At 63.2% G+C, this 17823-nt stretch carries 12 protein-coding genes and 1 pseudogene; 5 read left to right on the forward strand and 8 right to left on the reverse strand.

The window, feature by feature from the left end; all coding sequences use genetic code 11:
- Positions 1–169: 169 nt before the first annotated feature.
- The 3 genes from AP428_RS37330 (at position 170) to AP428_RS36490 (ending at position 2614) form a co-directional block, all read left to right on the forward strand.
- Positions 170–325, forward strand: coding sequence for a hypothetical protein (locus AP428_RS37330; protein ID WP_011694992.1), 156 nt, complete (start codon positions 170–172; stop codon positions 323–325).
- Positions 326–534: 209 nt separating this feature from the next.
- Complete coding sequence (trpS, locus tag AP428_RS33815) at positions 535–1548, forward strand: tryptophan--tRNA ligase (protein WP_011545614.1); 1014 nt, start codon at positions 535–537, stop codon at positions 1546–1548.
- A 364-nt stretch (positions 1549–1912) separates the two neighbouring features.
- The gene (locus AP428_RS36490; RefSeq protein WP_226292197.1) at positions 1913–2614 is read left to right on the forward strand and encodes a lysozyme inhibitor LprI family protein; all 702 of its coding nucleotides are present in this window, start codon (positions 1913–1915) and stop codon (positions 2612–2614) included.
- An 81-nt stretch (positions 2615–2695) separates the two neighbouring features.
- On the opposite strand, the gene AP428_RS33820 is transcribed toward AP428_RS36490, so the two are convergent.
- From AP428_RS33820 to AP428_RS33835, 4 genes are read right to left on the reverse strand one after another with little or no spacing between them, the layout of a single operon-like run.
- Complete coding sequence (locus tag AP428_RS33820) at positions 2696–4042, reverse strand: hypothetical protein (protein WP_011545616.1); 1347 nt, start codon at positions 4040–4042, stop codon at positions 2696–2698.
- Positions 4039–10344, reverse strand: a complete 6306-nt coding sequence (locus AP428_RS33825; protein ID WP_011545617.1) for an AAA domain-containing protein — start codon at positions 10342–10344, stop codon at positions 4039–4041. Before AP428_RS33825 ends, AP428_RS33820 begins: the two co-directional genes overlap by 4 nt.
- 17 nt (positions 10345–10361) lie before the next feature.
- On the reverse strand, positions 10362–11006 hold the full coding sequence (locus AP428_RS33830; protein WP_011694991.1) for a 4Fe-4S single cluster domain-containing protein: 645 nt from the start codon (positions 11004–11006) through the stop codon (positions 10362–10364).
- Positions 11007–11009: 3 nt separating this feature from the next.
- Entirely contained in the window at positions 11010–12833 is a 1824-nt protein-coding gene (locus AP428_RS33835) for an AAA family ATPase (RefSeq protein WP_011545619.1), read from the reverse strand.
- 146 nt (positions 12834–12979) lie between these two features.
- Here AP428_RS33835 and AP428_RS37835 point away from each other — a divergent pair.
- Positions 12980–13083, forward strand: a pseudogene (locus AP428_RS37835) (tryptophan--tRNA ligase); the annotation flags it as partial.
- Between the two features lie 20 nt (positions 13084–13103).
- On the opposite strand, the gene AP428_RS33840 reads toward AP428_RS37835, so the two are convergent.
- The 4 genes from AP428_RS33840 to AP428_RS33855 form a co-directional block, all read right to left on the reverse strand.
- Positions 13104–13517 carry a VOC family protein gene (locus tag AP428_RS33840; RefSeq protein WP_054928682.1) on the reverse strand — a complete coding sequence of 138 codons (414 nt, stop codon included), beginning with the start codon at positions 13515–13517 and terminating at the stop codon, positions 13104–13106.
- A gap of 93 nt (positions 13518–13610) precedes the next feature.
- Positions 13611–14531, reverse strand: coding sequence for a bestrophin family protein (locus AP428_RS33845; protein ID WP_011545621.1), 921 nt, complete (start codon positions 14529–14531; stop codon positions 13611–13613).
- Between the two features lie 165 nt (positions 14532–14696).
- On the reverse strand, positions 14697–15704 hold the full coding sequence (cydB, locus tag AP428_RS33850) for a cytochrome d ubiquinol oxidase subunit II (RefSeq protein WP_011545622.1): 1008 nt from the start codon (positions 15702–15704) through the stop codon (positions 14697–14699).
- Between the two features lie 2 nt (positions 15705–15706).
- Positions 15707–17107 (reverse strand): cytochrome ubiquinol oxidase subunit I, encoded by a 1401-nt coding sequence (locus AP428_RS33855; protein ID WP_027807757.1) that lies wholly within the window; start codon positions 17105–17107, stop codon positions 15707–15709.
- A 422-nt stretch (positions 17108–17529) separates the two neighbouring features.
- Here AP428_RS33855 and AP428_RS33860 point away from each other — a divergent pair.
- Positions 17530–17823: formate dehydrogenase accessory sulfurtransferase FdhD (locus AP428_RS33860; protein ID WP_197285629.1), on the forward strand; the 294-nt coding region annotated here is incomplete at its 3' end.

The following is a 17823-nucleotide window of genomic DNA, read 5'->3' on the forward strand; positions in this document are numbered from 1 at the left end:
TCGCACATGACCGATCCATCGGGATCGTCGCGCGCCGGGCTGACACACATACCGACTGCAGTCAAACGGCGCGCCACGGATTTATGTCCCATTTCCCCGCAACACCCCGGCTCGCCCCGCGCGACCCGTTGCAGTAACCGTTGGAGTGGCGCACCCCGCGCCTGCAAGCATGAAGAAATCGAAGCAGCCCACCCGCCCCCCACGAGACAAGGACCGCACGCCGCTCATACGCGCCGGCGCGTGGCTGCTGATGGCCGGCCTGCTGTACATGCTGTGGCCGTCCGCCGAAACCGCCTACCTCGCGATGGAGTCGGTGATCCGCTGACGCGCGCGGCCAACCGCGCACTACGCTATACTGCCGCGATGGAAACCCGACCCGCCTCGCCGATCGTGCATTGCTGGTGGCGCGCCTGACCTAGGCGGCCCGTTTCCTTTTGCATGTCCCAAACGTGATGCCGCCAGCCATGGCGGCATTTGCGTTTCTGCGCTGACGTCATGGCTGGCGGCTTCGACAACCCGGAGCCAACCACGACCATGACGCAACCCACCCGCCCGATTATCCTCACCGGCGACCGCACGACCGGCCCGCTGCATCTCGGCCACTACATCGGCTCGCTGCGCGCACGCGTGCAGATGCAGCACGAGGCGACGCAATTCCTGCTGCTCGCCGATACGCAGGCGCTGACCGACAACATGGGCCGCCGCCAGCGCGTCACCGAAAACGTGATCGAGGTCGCGCTCGACTATCTCGCCGTCGGCATCGATCCGGCGATCTCGACGATCGTCGTGCAGTCGCAGGTGCCCGAGCTTGCCGAACTGTCGCAATACCTGCTCAACCTCGTCACGGTCGCGCGCCTCGAACGCAATCCGACCATCAAGGAAGAAATTCGCCTGCGCGGGTTCGAACGCGACATCCCGGCCGGCTTCCTGACCTACCCGGTGAGCCAGGCGGCCGACATCACCGCGTTCAAGGCGACCCACGTGCCGGTCGGCGACGATCAGTTGCCAATGATCGAGCAGACCAACGAACTCGTGCGCCGCTTCAACGCGACCGTCGAGCAGCCGGTGCTGGTCGAGTGCGAGGCTGTGCTGTCGGCGGTCACGCGGCTGCCCGGCATCGACGGCAAGGCGAAGATGAGCAAGTCGCTCGGCAACGCGATCACGCTCGGCTCGACGCCGGACGAGATCGCGCAGGCCGTGAAGGACATGTACACGGACCCGAACCACCTGCGCGTGAGCGACCCCGGTCAGGTCGAGGGCAACGTCGTGTTCACGTTCCTCGATGCGTTCGAGCCGGACGTGGCGAAGGTCGACGAGCTGAAGGCGCACTATCGCCGCGGCGGCCTCGGCGACAGCGTCGTCAAGCGCGTGCTGAACGAGCGGCTGCAGGCGTTGATCGAGCCGATCCGTACGCGCCGTCGCGAGTTCGAGGCCGACAAGGCCGAAGTGATGGCGATCCTGAAACGCGGCACGCTGCATGCACGGGAAGTGGCGGGAGCGACGCTCGCGGAGGTGAAGGGGGCGATGGGGTTGACGTATTTCGATTGATCCGTCGCACGGCACTGCCGTCGTTACAGGACTTCAATGGTCGTAGCCTGGCGGCCGACAAGAATATTCGGCAACTCTGGTCTCGATCTGCGACAGTCCGTCACGGTCTTTCCAAGGGAGCGCCACGATGTCACTCATTCATCATCAGAGTGGAAGGGCCGCCCCTTGGAGATTCCGCTTCCATCTCCGACGCACGCGCGAGGGAAAACGCCGTCGTGCGGCTTCGAAAGCCGACGGCGAGCCATCTGCTCCAGTGTTACTCTCGATTCGAATTCTGATGGCTACATCGAATAACAACGACATCAAATGAACCACCACGGGGAAACACATGGCAATGCTGGGGAACAGTCTCATCGGAATAGGTGTGCTCGCATCACTGATCGGCATCGGCGGCTTTATCGATACACGCAAAGTCGACAGAAGGTTCAAGACTGGATACAAAAACAACGAACCGGATCTCAGGAATTTTGGCCTTTCCTGCAAAATCCTGCTGAGTGGAATCGGACTGTTTCTAGTCGGCCTGGCCGCCAATCGCATATTGGATCCTGAAATCGTACCGATTCGTTCGTCGCAGTTCCGAGCTGACGCAAGCTATCCAGCCGGCAACGAACGAGACATCACTCAACGGGAAAACGGGAATCCGCCGACCGACGGAATTCATGCGTCGTCTCGATCGATATCCAGCCTAGCCGGCCCGACAAGCGTGTCGCCAGAAATATCCGGACACGGAAACGACACATCCGACTCTGTTGCCGATCGCGTAGTCTCGACGCGAACTTTCGTAACCAGCTTCAATTGTTTGCAAGCATCCCACGACGACGAATGGGCCATCTGTCACGATCCTGGCCTGGCAGCGATGGATCGAAGGTTGGCTCAGCTCTATTCAACCGCACTGCAAAACAGCTCCGATACGGAAGCCCTGCGGCAATCCGAAACGAACTGGGTCACCGCACGACATCAATGCGGCAAGGATCTCGACTGTCTACGCCGCGCCTACGGTGAGCGGATCGGCCAGTTCGTCGGCTCGCTAGGCTCTCGGCCCGTTCTGTCTACGGAAGGGAACTAGATTCGCTCCAGCACTGCGCGAATCGCGATACCCAAATGCGGGCGATACGCGAATGCCAGGCGTGCCGTTCCCCGCAACGGCTCACCCCATCGTCCGCTTGCCCGCTTCCGTGCTCGACATGTCGCCTGTCTCGGCAACGACCTTGAGCGGCACCTCGCCGACACCCATCGCACGTTCGATCAGCAGATCGTCGCCATGTTGCGCGAGTAACGCTTGTAGTCGAGCGAAGTCGCCACACCAAAGCGTCTCGACGTCCTTGTCGCGAGCAACGTCGCGATTCGCGACGAGGGACACCGCCCGAACCTGCAGACGACCGGCTTGGGCCTGACCGCCGACTTCGACACCATACCCCGGCAGGGACGGCTTCTTGACGACGACGCGGCCGTCCTTCGCCCACGCGGTCGTCATGCCCTCATGCACGTCATAGCCTAATCGCGCCAGGCCGCTCAGGATCGCGTTGCGCCGAGCCACGGCTGCTTGTTCCTGCCGCAGCTGCGCGATCAAGTCCTGGCCGGCCCGGGTCAATTCAGCCACGATATCCGGCAACGTCGTGGTATCGCACTGTCGAGCGCGTTCGGCGAACGCCACGGTCGCCGCCGTGTCGTATGCACCCATCTCGGCCGTCAACTCCTCCAGCACCGTGATGGCCGCCCGACGTGCGCGAGCGGTCTCGATCGCATTCGCCAGATCGAGGATCAGGCTGTCGAGTAACAGATTCCGCCGCGCTTCGTTCGTCTCATCATCAAGCCCGTCGAGCCGCGACGAAAAACCGGCGACTTCCTGCGCTCCCAGGAACACGCGCGCTTCCCCAATCTGCCGATCGAGACGGTCCAGCACCGGATCACGAGACGCAATCGACTGCGCTGCTTTCCACGCCTGAAAGGCGGCAGGCGTTTCGGCCGGCATCAGGCGAGTCGCCAGCGCCCGTTGCGCGTCGTTGAGCGTACGCTCCACATCCGGTGTCAGCAGCGCATACCCTTGCGCCAGCAGCGCATCGGCATGCTCGACAACGTCGCCCGAACTCAACCGATCAAGTTGACGACGAAGCTCGACCGGAACCTCGATGCCTTTTGCTTCGAGCGCGCCGAGCAACGTTGTCGCGCCGTGCCGGCCCTGCCGGCGTCGCTTCGCTGCCTGTTCGGCACGATCCACCGCCTCCAGTTGACGTCGTGCGAGATCCGCCTTCAGGAAAGCAATCTCGTCAGGCACCTTCTTCTGTAAATCCATGAACGCGTCGGCCGCGATCAAGGCGGCCAGCGCAGCGCGGCGTGCCCGGGTGGCCGCGATCTCTTCGTCCGACAGCATGCCGATATACGTGCCCTCGGCAACCCATATGGCAATGGCCTGGTCGAGACGCCGCAAATGTCCTTCGCAGATCGCGATGATCTCCTCGCGCGTTACGATCCGGACGACCTTCGGCCCGCTCATGCTGCCACCTCCTGGCTGAGCGCAAGCTCCACTGCGGCTTTCAAGCGCGCCTTCTCCGCCTCCGGCTCGTGGTACCACGCCTGCGACGAAACGCGGTGCAGTTTCGGAATGGCTCGTCCCAGCACTGACGGACGCCAGATTTCCCGGGCCCGCGCGTGCTCGAGCAAGGGATGGCGGGGGGCATCGCACTCGATGCCGATCGAATACAGGCCGGTTCGCGGGTCGGCGATCGCAAAATCGAGCCCGAAGGCGTCGCCCTCCTGCGCAGGGACAGGCGATAGCCCGAGCCCGTGAAGATACGCAAGAACATCCTCGGCGAATCCGTCGACGGCACCCGCCTGCCCCAGCTTCGCATGCGCCCGTTCGCTGCTCATTCGCCCGAGCAATGCGCGGCCCGCGGACAGTTCGCCGTTTGACATCGCGCGTGCATATTCCATATAGCCTTGCAGATAGTCGCGCGGGATCGCCGGCTTGCGTTGCGTGTTGAGCATGTCGGAGATCTCGCGGATCGGCATCGACGTGATGAGCACGACTTTGTGACGAGCACGCGTGACGGCCACATTCAGGCGCCGCTCGCCACCGCTCTGGCCGAGCACGCCAAACAGGCGTCGAAAGGTTCCCTGACCATTTCGTCCGAAAGTCGTGGAAAAGACGATGATGTCGCGCTCGTCGCCCTGAACGTTCTCGACGTTCTTGACGAATACCGCCATGTCCTCACCGCGATCGGTCCGCTCCAGCTCCTCGCGATAGCACTCGCGAAATACTTCATCGTCCTCCGCTCGTTGTTCCAGTCGCTCCTGGATCAGGTCGGCCTGCTTGCGGTTGAACGTGACCACCCCCACGGACGGACGCTGCGCGTACGGCTGTTGCCACAGTTGCGCCAGATAGGCGACCACGCGGTCCGCCTCGTCGCTGTTGGTCTGCTGCTCGTAAAGTCCATTCACCTGGATGAGTTCGAGCGGCTTGGCCTGGCGCACCGTCGCATCCGGATGGCGAACCGGCACACTGAGATTGTTCTCATAGAATGCGGCGTTCGAATAACCAATCAACTCGCGATATGCCGAACGATAGTGAATTTGCAGCGTGGAGACAGGAAGCGCGCTGCGCGCCAGTTGCAGCAAGTCGGGGCAATCCTTGATCTCGCGCCGGTTCCAGGTGTCTTCGAAACGCTCGCGCTCGTCGTCCGTCGCCGCTTCGTCGGGCAATTCGCCATCGAAAATTTCCGTCTCGTCGCTATCGGCCCGGCTCGAAAAAAACGCCGTCGGCGGCATCTGCTTCTCGTCCCCGCTCACAATCGACACATTGCCACGGAACAGTGTCGGAATAGCGAACTCGACCGGCATCTGAGATGCCTCGTCATAGACGACGGAATCGAATAGCCCCGATTTCAGCGGCAGCACGCGGCTCGCAACATCGGGATTCATCAACCAAATCGGTCGCAGCGCCATCAGCCCCAGCCCTGTCCCGAGTTCGATGAATTCGCGCAGGCGCCGCGAGCGTCGACCGGTCAGGCGCGTTACGTCTTCCCAGTCGCGCACGGAACCCAGTTTGTCCCGGTCGATTCCATTGCGCAGCAGTTCTCGATTCAGGCGACGCATTTCCTCGTCGGCAGCCGCGAGTGCCTCGATTTTTGCCGCTGTTTCGCTCTGATCGAGCAGCAACTCCGGGTTGTCGTGCTCCATACGGCGCTTCCATCCGAGCCGTGCCTCGCGGTTGATCGAGCGTCGCACCGTTTCGTCGAGGAATTCGGGCGCCACACGCGTCAAAGCGTCCTCGTAATCGCGCATGATCGCAAACACGTCGAGAGCTTCGGCGGTGACATGTCGTGCCCGGGTCCGGAACTGCTGATAGGCCGTCAATGTCGGCAAGGCATCGCCGATTCGGTTCAACGGCGCCTGATAACTGACGTTGTCGGCAATGGCCTGCCGGCACGCAGCCATCAGTTCGGCCGAAAACCATTCTTCTAGCGGCTTCAATGCCTGAACACTATGCGAACGCGCATTGTGGCGTACGAATGCCGCCTCGAAACCATCGAGCAACTGCTCGACCGGTGCACGGTCTCCGGTCATCACGGCCGAGTCGAATTCGTCACCGCGGGGCGCGATTCCAAGATGCTGCGCGAGCTCGCGAATTTCCTCGAGCTGACGCAATCGCGTATGACAGATCTCGACGAATGCAGGTCCGCAGGTGGGTTCGACCGCCTCGAGATGCAATGCCCTGGAGATCGTGTTCAGCGTGTCACGCAGTGGCCGCCAAACCTTTTCGAGCCGAGCCGCGCCCAGCAGTTTGCGCAGCGTCTCGTCGGTCGCTGGCACGCCGCAACCGGCGACGAACTTCATCAAGCGAGCGCGCCGCCAATAAGTAACGGGATTCAGTCGGCTCAACAGAGACGGGGCGCGAGTCGCCAAAGCCGCTTGGGTCGCGAGTTTGTCGAGCGCCAGATCGGGCAAGCGCGCGACCGCGTCCGACAGGACGATATCGAAGTCACCGGTCCCAACCGCCAACAGATCGCGATGCAGGTCGCCCAGCGCCCGGTAGTACCGATGACCTTCCGCGTCCGCATGATCGGCCGGCCTGAACAACGGCAGCCACTGCGCAAGCCGTTTGCGTTGCGTCTCATCCAGCGCAACAAGACGACTGGCGTTCGCATCGAGCCAGGCCCGATACGGAGCGGGGTCGTCGACGTCGAATCGAGCGGGATGCGCGGCAAGCGTCTCGATCCGCACGCGCTCCGCGTCACGGAAATCCGCAAAGGCCGTATTGAATGCTTCGATCGTGGCGGCGTCGGTCGCGAATGACTTCAATTGCGCCAGTGCGCTGCCTTCGAACCTGGACGGCAGCCAGTAGCGTGCCAGCGGTGCGCAGTGCTCCTCCAGCGTCGTCAGCGCAGCAATATCCAGTGTGCCAAGCCTTGTGCGCAACCGCGGCATGTTGACGGGCGGAGTGCCCGCCTCGAGTCGCATCAATTCACCGAGCAGTGCCCGATAGCTGAGGCCGGTCGGCTCGTCTACGCGATGAAGCGCCGCGTGATGACGATCCAGTTCGCCCTCGAGCGCTTCGATGCGTGCGGCCATGCGCTCACGCTGCCGTATCGAGCCGCGATCGGACACGGTGCCGCGAAAAATCGCGTCCAGTTGCTCGCGAACTGCCCGGATCGTCGGCTCTCGATCCTTGTTGACGTCGTTGACCATCACGATACGATCGCCCAGCCCTTCCGCGGCGAGACGCTTGCGCACGACTTCCAGCGCGGCATGCTTCTGGCAAACGATCAGCAGGCTCCGGCCCCGTCCGATCGCGTCGGCGACCATGTTGACGATCGTCTGGCTCTTGCCGGTACCGGGCGGCCCTTCAACCAGCAACCCGGGTGCGCGACGCGCCTGCAGAATTGCCGTTTCCTGGGAGGGATCGCTCGCCACGGTCAGGAATCGGTCGAGTTCGGCCGGGGTTGCATCCGACACGTCGTACGCCGACTTGTCCTTGAGCCTGAGCATCGACTCGAGCGCCGTACCGGAAGGCGAAAACTGCTTCAGTTGACGCAGATCCTCACCGATGGCCTGACCAGCGAAATCGACGTGAAACAGCACGCCGGCACAGGCGATGCGCGTCGCGCCGACTGGCACGTCGAGGGTCGGCGGCGGCAACGAGCCCAGCTTTCGACTTTCCACGTCGGCCAACAAGCCGAACGCATCGACGACGTCGCCCGCCTTGAGCGCAGAGCGCCCGAGCACCTCGTCGGCCGCGACGCGCCATGCCTTCACGGCATCGCGCCCGAGCAGGCCCTCGAGCGCCGGATTCAGGCGAACCTCTTCACGCTCGCCGTCAAAGGCCATTGCAACCTGCCCTCGCGTGCCCAGCTCCATCAACAGCTTGACCGGCCACAACAGGACGGGGGCGATGCGAGGGCGCGTTGTACTGCGATGATCCTTGTAAAGCAGGAACGGGAAACCCAGATAGAGACCGTCGATGCCGGTGTCCCGCTTGTACAGCGAGGTCTGCCGGTACAGCGTGTGCAACCGGCCCTCGAGCGTTCCGCCGGCGCCAAACACGTCGGGGTCCACGGATACCGTCTGCACGTTGCGCTGGAGTAGATGATCAAGCAGCGCAGTGCTGGCGAACCGCTCACCGTTCAGTTCATGAAGATCGACTCTCCCCGTCGTCTTCCCGATGGTCATCCGGACCAGCGGGCCACGCAGCACGGTGGTGGCGACTTTTTTCTCGAAGAAATCGAGAATCTGTGACACGTATTGCTGCTTCTGCGGCTCCAGCCACTGTTCGGCGGGTACGGACAGCAGCACGACCACCTCGTGCAGCGGCAGGCGACGTTCCAGCCGGAACTGCTCCGCCCAGTCGTCGACCGTCTGATTGCCGGTACGCGCGAATCCGGCGATCCGGTCATCGACGGCCCGGAACAACTCGGCGCGAGGCAGCGCCAGCGCGGCTCGGGCTGCCTGGCGATCAAATATCAGAATGTGTTCCCGTTCCGCGAGGGCTGCCGCCTGCTCGAGAATCTCGTCAACCGACCGGAACTGGGAAATCGCCGCGCTCAACAGGACGATGAGATCTTCCTCGCTATGGACGCGGCGCTCCGTCAGCGACAGCAAACCGGGGTGACTCGAGTCGGGCAGCAACAAACGCCGCTCTTCCCACTGCGCCGCCAACTGGGCGCGCGACGTGGAAAGCAGCGCGATACGCACCATGTCCTCGTTGAGCTCGATGCCAAGCTGGCCTGCCCGGTGCCGCACTTCGTCGGCTCGCGAACGCAAGCGCGACAGCCAGCTTTCCGTACCCATCCGCTCCAGGAACGCGGGTACCGGCCCCGTGATCAGGTCGTAACCCTCCAACGGGTTTTGCAACAGCCAGCCGGGCGTGACGATATCGCCACGCAGAATAAGCGGCATTTCGGGATTCAACAGCTTGAGCGCGATCATCAAGCGGCAATCGTCATCGACACCGTCGAGTTGGACCACCTGCCGCAGGCCCGACTGCGTCTTGGCGCCGACCCCTGCCTGTTCGGCCCAGGTCATGATGACGCCGCGATTCAGATGATCACGCGCCGCATCCCAATTCTCGCGTTCCGCCGCGGCCAGTGCGAAGACAGCCGGCCTGCGATATTGCCGCCCCGCCAACGCGATGCTCGCCCCTTCACCGCCATCGGAATCGACCGTCATCGCCGACGGTGCATCCACCGGCTTGCCGTCCAGCCAGGCTTTGACCTGGGGCCACTGCCAGCGTTGATGCCGATCACGCGCCAGCAAACCGCGCAACAGCAGATGAAGTGACGGCTCGAGGTCGTCCGGCAGCGCGACACCATTGGCAAGCACGTGAATCAGAAAGGCACGTGGGTTGATGCCCTCGAAGCAGCGACCGTCAGTGAGCTGTTCCAGCAGGATCATGCCGAGGCTCCACCAGTCGGACGCCGCAGCAACACCGCCTGCGATGGCCTCGGGTGCCATGTATCGCGTCGTTTCGAGTGGGGAGACGATGTCGAGATCGAATTCGGACAAGCGCGCCGAACCGAAGCCGCTAATGACCAGGTCCAGTGGTTCACGGCTACGCACAAGCAGCGTCCCGGGTCGCAGATCGCGATGCCGCAGACCGACTTCCGAAAACGCGTGCAGAATCCGACCGAGTTCGTCGACCACATGGCGGATCGTCGCGATGTCCCGTACCGCGATGCCCAGGTCCGCCAGGGTCCCGCCGCTCAGTTCTTCGGCAACTTCATACGCACGTTGATCCCAGCGTCCGGTCGCAATGATTTCCGGAACATGCTCGCGCGGCAACCGGCGAATGACGTCGTAGACGGCCGGGTCCGGCTCGGCCCCCGGCCGGTAAAGCGTCAGAACCGCCTGTCGACCCGTTTCGTCCTGCTGGGCCACGTAACGTTCGCGCACGCCGTCCGTACTGGAAATCTGGTGCAACAATCGCCAGCCGTCGATCCGTGTTTCTTCGCTCGGCGTCTCGTCCTCGGTCGCGGGGCCCGTCGTGTCCCGCGCGGTCTCAAGCGCCCCGCCGTCCGCGTGCAAGGCTGGATCCGCGCCACATTCAAGGCACATCAGGTCGCCATCGTTCATCGGATGGCCGTTCACGCACGAGAACGAGATCCGCGCCGCGGCGCCGGACGCGAGCGCAGCCGCCTGCTGGCTGACGGCCTCGGCCGTGACCACATCCTGCGGGCGCCAGCCGGTGGCCCGGATCGGTACACCCGACAAATCCCAGTTGCAGGAAGCGGAGCCGATCGTACCGGCACAAAACCACTCGTCGACCGACCGCTCGGTCTGGCAATTCGGACAAAAACGCATCATGGCTGACATTTCCTGTCTTATTTGTTTTTCGCCTTGTCGGCGCTGATCCGGACTTGATGGCCCTGATCGATCAATAGGTCTCTCAAGCGTTGAAAATCGTCACGGTCCGGTATCCCCGCAAACCAGACACTACCGTCTTCATCGAACATCACGTCGAGTGCTTTACCCGGCTTCTTCGACATGGATTCATAATGCGAAAAACCGGCACGGCCGAGTGCGGTCAGGCAATGTAACCGCTGATTGTCACTACCACGCAACGGGCGTGTCTGTGGCGCATCGATGTCAAATGCATCGGAGATCAGTACGTCGATCAGACCGTCGGCGCGTGTCAGGGTATCGGCCAGCGACTCGATCGGGTGGCCGCTGTAGACGAGAATGTCGCAAGCCGATAATTTCCGCAGACCCTGCAGAAGGTGAATCAGCGCGTCAGGCTGATCGAACGGTTCGCCGCCCGAAATCGTGATGCCGGTGGCGCCGGACAACCAGTTTCGGACTTGCGCCAATACGGCATCGACGGTCGTTTCCCCGCCGGCGCTCGCCCAGGTATCCATCGAAATACACCCGGGGCATCGAATCGAGCAACCCTGAAACCAGATTCCGATCCGCTGCCCCGGTCCGAGTGTCGTAACGGGAAAATGAAGGCGCGAAATACGGATGTCCATGGACTATTGCTTCTGCAATTGCAACGCGCCTGCGTCAATGCCCGAGATGACAAACCGATCGCCGGGATTCGCATCCTGATCGAACAAACCGCGTGCCAGCGGATTAAGCAGATGTGCCTCGATCTGATTGCGAATGCCGCGGCCACCGTTGGATAGATCGGCGAGGCATCTTGCCCGAAGTGCTTCCCTGGATCGCGCATCCAGATCGATGGCAATTCCCTGAGACGCGATATCGCCGAGCACGGCACCGACCATCTGATCGAAGATATCCGTCGCGACATCCTCGCGGATGAAGTCGAAGACGATGATGTTCTCGCCGATGCGGTTGAGAATCTCGGGACGGTTCAGGACCAGCTTGAAATGCCGCTGGATTTCCCCGAGTACTTTGCTCTGAATCGCCGCAAAATCGTCGCCCGGCTGGACGTTCGTCACACGCAGACCCGATTCGTCCTGACGGTAGATGCCGAGGTTCGACGTAAAAACAATCAGCGCCTCGGAAAAATAGACGCGATCGCCACGCCCCGATGTCAATACGCCGTCGTCGAGGATCTGCAGGAACTTGTCGAGGATGCGCGGATGCGCCTTTTCGATTTCATCGAAGAGCACGACACTGAACGGACGTTCGCGAATCGCATTCGTCAATTCGCCGCCGACATCGTAGCCAACATAGCCCGGCGGCGCGCCGATCAGTCGCTGGTCGGCATGCTCGGCGCTGAATTCCGACATGTCGAAACGAATGTAGGCGCTTTCGTCGCCGAACAGCAAACTCGTGATGGTCTTGGCGAGTTCGGTTTTCCCGACCCCGGTCGGGCCGGCGAGGAATGCAACGCCGCGCGGCCGGTTTCCCTTGCGGCCGGACCCCACGCCGGTCATGGCGCGCTTGACGAGGTCGAGCATATGCGTGACCGCGTGCACCTGCCCCTTGACCCGCTGCCGCACAAACGTGTCTGCCCGACGAATTTTGTCGCGATCAATCTGCAACCATGGATCTTCGGTGACGCCAACCTTGTAGCGCCGCACGGCATCAGCAATCTTCTCGACGGGAACCTGCTCGACTCGAGCGAGCGTGGCGATCGCATTCATGTCCGCAAGCAGCAATCCCTCGGAACCATCGACGAATGCGGCTTCCGCCTGGGCAAGACTGTCCGGCGTAGCGGCCGGAGCGCCGGATACGCCACGGAGCAGCGCGCCGGCCAATGCGCGACGGGCGGCACTATCGGGTCTGGATACGGGAATGTGCCGAATACGCGGATTGTCGACCAGCAACCAGTCGGGCAAATCGCCCTCCTTGTCGACGATCCAAATCACGGTATTGAAAAACGGACGTCGTAATTCTCCCGCCGGGCGCGGTGCCGCCGTATGCGCCAATACCAGCGCCCGCGTGAAAAGTGCGTGCTCGGCCGGATTCAGCGCTTCCGCGCGAATCGCGAGCCGGGAAGCGAAATCGACGACGAGCGCAACCGGCAAGCCCGGCAGCGCGGCAAGGCGATCGAGGCACGCAGTCAGCGCATCGATGCCGCCGGGCGCTGCGCCGTCGACCGGTGTCAGGCCCAGGCGCCGCAAGGTATCGTCGGCAGGCTCCGTCGGCGGCAACCGGCTTTCCGGCACCGTAAAACCTGAAACCGGATTCCAGACAATCAACTGCGCGTAGCCTGCTTCCCGGAGATTGTCGCCCAACGTATTGACCAGCGACTGCGCCGTCACGACTTCAGGTGCAATCTCACCGGCCTGCAAGTCGCGCACGTTTCCCGATAGCACGAACTGGCTCTTCAAAGGGAGGAAACGCAGCAGATCCCTTAACCATCTTGGTTTGACGTATGCAGGCATGTCGTAATGGCGAGCGCGGAAAACGAAAGCAAAACGTTACCATAGCCCGTCCATCGGCATATCCCGAATGGATGTCAATATCAGAAAAACCAATAGCGGGTGATTTTCTCTGATCACATGATTATGTGAATCATTTCGCCTAGACCGACAAGGCCGAAGTCATGGCAATCCGGAACGCGGCACGCTGCATGCGCGAGAAGTCGCAGGCGCGACGCTCGCGGAGGTGAAAGGCGCGATGGGGCTGACGTAGTTCGATCGAGCGGCGCGCCGTCACGGCCGCCCGCGCTCCGCCCCCGCCGCATGACACACGGCCTCGCCCCGGTTGCCGGCCGGATCGATCAGAAAAGCCGCGTAGTAGGCGCCGTGGTACTGCGGCCGCAATCCGGGCTCGCCGTCGGACTGGCCCCCCGTCGCGAGGCCGGCCTCGAAAAACGCATGCACCTGCTCGCGCGATGCGGCCTTGAAACACCAGTGCCGCTTGCTCGTCCCGACTTCGGCGGGATCCAGATACACCGCCAGAAAGGTCGATGTGACGTCGTTCGCATGGCAACGTTCGCCGTAACCGAGCGCAGTGGGCCGGTCGTAGACCTTCGCTGCGCCCAGCGCAGCCATGACGGCATCGTAGAAAGGGCGTGCCTGGTCGATATCCGGCACGCCGATCGACACGTGATCAAGCAATTGCATGGTGTGGGCTCCGTTGAACGAGCCCGAGTCTACACACCTCTCCCCGGTCCGGCCGATCAACCTTACGGGCGACTACACTACCGGCCACGCCGCCTACGTGATCTGATACGTCGACGCCGGCACGAACTCCTCCGGCAGCGGCCGATCGCCGAGTTCGAGCACCGACCGCTCGATCGTGCGCGTGATCGCATCGAGCGCGAGCGCATTCGGCGCGAGGCCGAACGGCTCGGCCACTTCGTTCGCGATCGCTTCGAGCGCGATAAGCGTGTAGGAAATGAACACGCAGATCAGCGGCGTGAAGAACTCCGTCGAATCGACGAGCCCGAACGGCAGCAGCACGCAATACGCATACACGGTGCGATGGAGCAGCACGCTGTACGAAAACGGAATCGGCGTCGACAGGATGCGCTCGCAACCACCGACGGACTTGCCGAGTTCATCGAGTTGCGTCTCGAACATCCAGCAGGTCGCGTCGCTGCCGGGCGCGCGCCCCAGCGCACCAACGATGCCGCCGCGCAGTTCGTCGAGGATCGCGACCGGCTTGTAGCATTTTCCCCCGAGCGCGGCCGTGCGCTCCGCCCCGAGAATGCGCACCAGGTCGTCGGTGGGATCAGTGTGACGCAGTTGGTGCTTCAGCGCATACGCGAGCGCGATCAGCAGATCGGCGAGCCGGTTGCGCTCGGCGTCGCTCACGCTGTCGGGCAGGTAGCGATGCAGTTGCGACGTCACGGCGCGTGCGGCGATCAGCAGGTTGCCCCACAGATGCCGCGCCTCCTTGAAGCGCTCGAAGCTCGCGTTGTTGCGAAACCCGAGGAAGATCGCGAGCGCGAGCCCGAACAGCGTGAACGGCGCGGTGTTCAGCGGAATCTTCTCGCCGAAGATGCGCCCGTTCGTGAAGACCGCCAGCGTGCTGACGATCGCCATGAACACGAGCTGCGGAATGATGGATTGCAGCACGGAGCCGTTCCATACGAACAGCATCCTGAGCCAGTTCTGTCGTGGTCTGACGATCATGATGTTTTCTCGACTGCCAAAGGAATACGCAACGCAATCCGTTGCGCGCTCACCCGATGTGCAACGGCCCGCGCGTGGCGGGCCGCTTTCTATCGGGTGCCGTGCCGGGCGCCGCGCTGCGCGTGATGATACGCGACCGCCGCGCCCCGTCACCTCGCTTGCCGCTCAGTGATAGCCGATATCGCCCTCGCGCACCTTGCCGCGGAACACGCGGTACTGCATCGCGTTGTACACGAGGATGATCGGCAGCACGATCACGGTGCCGACCAGCGCGAACAACTGGCTCGAATGGCTCGACGACGCGTCCCAGATCGTCAGCGACGGCGGCACGATGTTCGGCCAGATGCTGATCACGAGCCCCGTGTAGCCGAGGAACACGAGCGCGAGCGTCAGCAGGAACGGCGTGGCCTCGTGCGCACGCTTCACCGTGTGGAAGATACCCCACACGCACGCGACAACGAGGATCGGCACCGGCAGGAACCAGCCGAGGTTGCCGCTGCCGAACCAGCGGTGCGCGACGGCCGGCAGCCCGATCACGGTCCACAGGCTCACCACGCCCATCACCGCGAGCAGCACGCCCGTGAGCGGCTTCATCAGCAACCGCATCTTGCGCTGCAGTTCGCCGTCGACCTTCAGGATCAGCCAGCCGCAGCCGAGCGTCGCATAGGTGACGAGCACGCCGATCCCGCACATCATGCTGAACGGCGACAGCCAGTCGAACGGCCCGCCCGCGAACTGGTTGTTCTCGATCTTGATGCCCTGCAGCAGCGAACCGAGCACGATCCCTTGGCAGAACGCCGCCAGCGCCGAGCCGCCGATGAACGCGAGATCCCACATGTGCTGCGTGCGGGTGGCTTTCGCACGCAGCTCGAACGCCGCGCCCCGGAAGATCAGCCCGACCAGCATCAGCACCAGCGGCAGGTAGTTGGCCGGCAGCAGCGTCGAATACACGACCGGGAACGCGCCATAGAGGCCCGCGCCGCCGAGCACGAGGAACGTCTCGTTGCCGTCCCACACCGGCGCGACGGTGTCGAGCATCACCTGGCGCTCGGCCTTCGCATCGAAGAACGGAAACAGCAGCCCGATGCCGAGATCGAAGCCGTCCAGCATCACGTAGATGAATACGCCGAGGCCGATGATCGCGGCCCAGACGACAGGAAGATCGATGTGCATGGTTACTCCGCCTCGGTGACGTTCAGCGGCGTGGACAGCGCGCTCTTGCGCAGCCCCGGATGCCGGTGCAGTTCGATGTAGCCGGCCTGGGCCGCCGGCCCGCGCTTCATCAGTTTCATCATGTAGTAGATACCCGTTCCGAATACCAGGAAATACACGACCACGAAGACCAGCAGCGACACGCCGACCTGCTGGGCGGTGAGCGGGGAGACCGAGTCGATGGTGCGCAGCACGCCGTACACGGTCCACGGCTGCCGCCCGACCTCGGTCGTGATCCAGCCGGCCAGCAGCGCGACGATGCCCGACGGCCCCATCGCCACCACGAACCACTGGAACCAGCGCGTTTCATACAGGCGCCCGCCCTTTCTCAGCAGCAGCCCGAGCAGCGCGGTGAGCAGCATCAGCATCCCGAGGCCGGCCATGATCCGGAACGTCCAGAAGATGATCGGCGAATACGGGCGGTCCTGCGGCGGGAATTCCTTCAGCCCGCGGATCTCGCCGTCCCAGCTGTGCGTGAGGATCAGGCTGCCGAGGTGCGGCACCTGGATCGCATAGCGCGTGGTTTCGGCCTGCATGTCGGGCAGCCCGACGAGGTTCAGCGCGGTGCCGCCCTTCTCGGTTTCCCACAGCCCTTCGATCGCCGCGATCTTCGCCGGCTGGTATTCGCGCGTGTTCAGCCCGTGCGCGTCGCCGACGACGATCTGGATCGGCGCGAGCACCAGCAGCATCCACAGCGCCATCGAGAAGCTGCGCTTCACCGGCTCGTCGCGGCGCCCCTTCAGCAGGTGCCACGCGCCGCACGCGGCGACGATGAAGCCCGCGACGATGAACGCCGCGATCGTCATGTGCACGAGACGGTACGGAAACGACGGGTTGAAGACGATCTTGAACCAGTCGACCGGCACGACGAGGCCGTTCTCGATCTTGTAGCCTTGCGGCGTCTGCATGAAGCTGTTTGACGCGAGAATCCAGAACGTCGAGATCAGCGTGCCGACCGCGACCATCAGCGTCGCGAAGAAGTGCGCGCGCGGGCTGACGCGCTGCCAGCCGAACAGCATCACGCCGAGAAAGCCGGCTTCGAGGAAGAACGCCGTCAGCACTTCATACGTGAGCAGCGGGCCGGTGATGTTCCCCGCGACGCGCGAGAATCCGGCCCAGTTGGTGCCGAACTCGTACGCCATCACGACGCCGGAAACCACGCCCATCCCGAAGCCGATCGCGAAGATCTTCGACCAGAACTGAAACATGGATTTGTAGGCGGCGTCGCCGGTGACGAGATAGCGCCATTCCAGCACTGCCAGGAAGCTCGCCATGCCGATGCTGATCGCGGGGAACACGATGTGGAACGACACCGTGAATGCGAATTGCAATCGGGCGAGATGGAACGCATCGAAGATTTCCATGACCGTAATTTGCTCGTGGTTGTGAGGACGTACGCTCGAAGCAGGAAATCGCGCGACGGCTTGGCGACGACACATGCGAACACAAACGATCGCTCGCACGGCATCGAAGCGTGAATGACGATATCGCGTTTGCAACGATACTCGCAATCACTCGAACGTGCGCTGAAACTGTGCTGCTTGCGCCGCCGAAGATGTGTGCACGGAAAACATATTCGGCGCCGGCGGGACGCTCAGCTGTACTGCTTTCCGCGTGGCGGCGCTGTGTCTGCGGCGCACTGTTCACTCCACTTAACATCTTATGCAACGCCTGCCCGCGGCGGTAGTGCGCCCTTCGGCGCCCGCCCGGCGGCATCGATTCCCGTCGTTCGGCGTGCGCGCCGAGCCCGGCCGGCCCGCCGGCCGCCCCGCCTGGAGAAAACCGCATGGAGTCCTGCACTCGCCGTGACGATCCGACCGGCAGCACCGCGTGTCAGGTGACGCGCCACCGTGCCGGCGACGCGCGCGACACCGTCGATCGCGTCGTCGACGAAACCCCGGTTGCACTCGTGTTCAACGGCATCTCGCACACGGTCATGATGGCGACGCCGATCGACCTCGACGCGTTCGGCCTCGGCTTCGCGCTGAGCGAGGGCATCGTCGAGCGCGCGTCGGACGTCTTCGACATCGAAAGCGAATACCGGCCGGGCAGCGCCGAAGTGCGGCTCACCGTGTCACAG

Source organism: Burkholderia sp. E168m22, from assembly GCF_001319805.1.
Lineage (GTDB): Bacteria > Pseudomonadota > Gammaproteobacteria > Burkholderiales > Burkholderiaceae > Burkholderia > Burkholderia orbicola.

Coding starts and splice junctions, on each gene's coding strand:
- AP428_RS37330 (WP_011694992.1), top strand. CDS start 170: ATGAAGAAATCGAAGCAGCCCACCCGCCCCCCACGAGACAAGGACCGC.
- trpS (WP_011545614.1), top strand. CDS start 535: ATGACGCAACCCACCCGCCCGATTATCCTCACCGGCGACCGCACGACC.
- AP428_RS33820 (WP_011545616.1), bottom strand. CDS start 4,042: ATGAGCGGGCCGAAGGTCGTCCGGATCGTAACGCGCGAGGAGATCATC.
- AP428_RS33825 (WP_011545617.1), bottom strand. CDS start 10,344: ATGATGCGTTTTTGTCCGAATTGCCAGACCGAGCGGTCGGTCGACGAG.
- AP428_RS33830 (WP_011694991.1), bottom strand. CDS start 11,006: ATGGACATCCGTATTTCGCGCCTTCATTTTCCCGTTACGACACTCGGA.
- AP428_RS33835 (WP_011545619.1), bottom strand. CDS start 12,833: ATGCCTGCATACGTCAAACCAAGATGGTTAAGGGATCTGCTGCGTTTC.
- AP428_RS33840 (WP_054928682.1), bottom strand. CDS start 13,517: ATGCAATTGCTTGATCACGTGTCGATCGGCGTGCCGGATATCGACCAG.
- AP428_RS33845 (WP_011545621.1), bottom strand. CDS start 14,531: ATGATCGTCAGACCACGACAGAACTGGCTCAGGATGCTGTTCGTATGG.
- cydB (WP_011545622.1), bottom strand. CDS start 15,704: ATGCACATCGATCTTCCTGTCGTCTGGGCCGCGATCATCGGCCTCGGC.
- AP428_RS33855 (WP_027807757.1), bottom strand. CDS start 17,107: ATGGAAATCTTCGATGCGTTCCATCTCGCCCGATTGCAATTCGCATTC.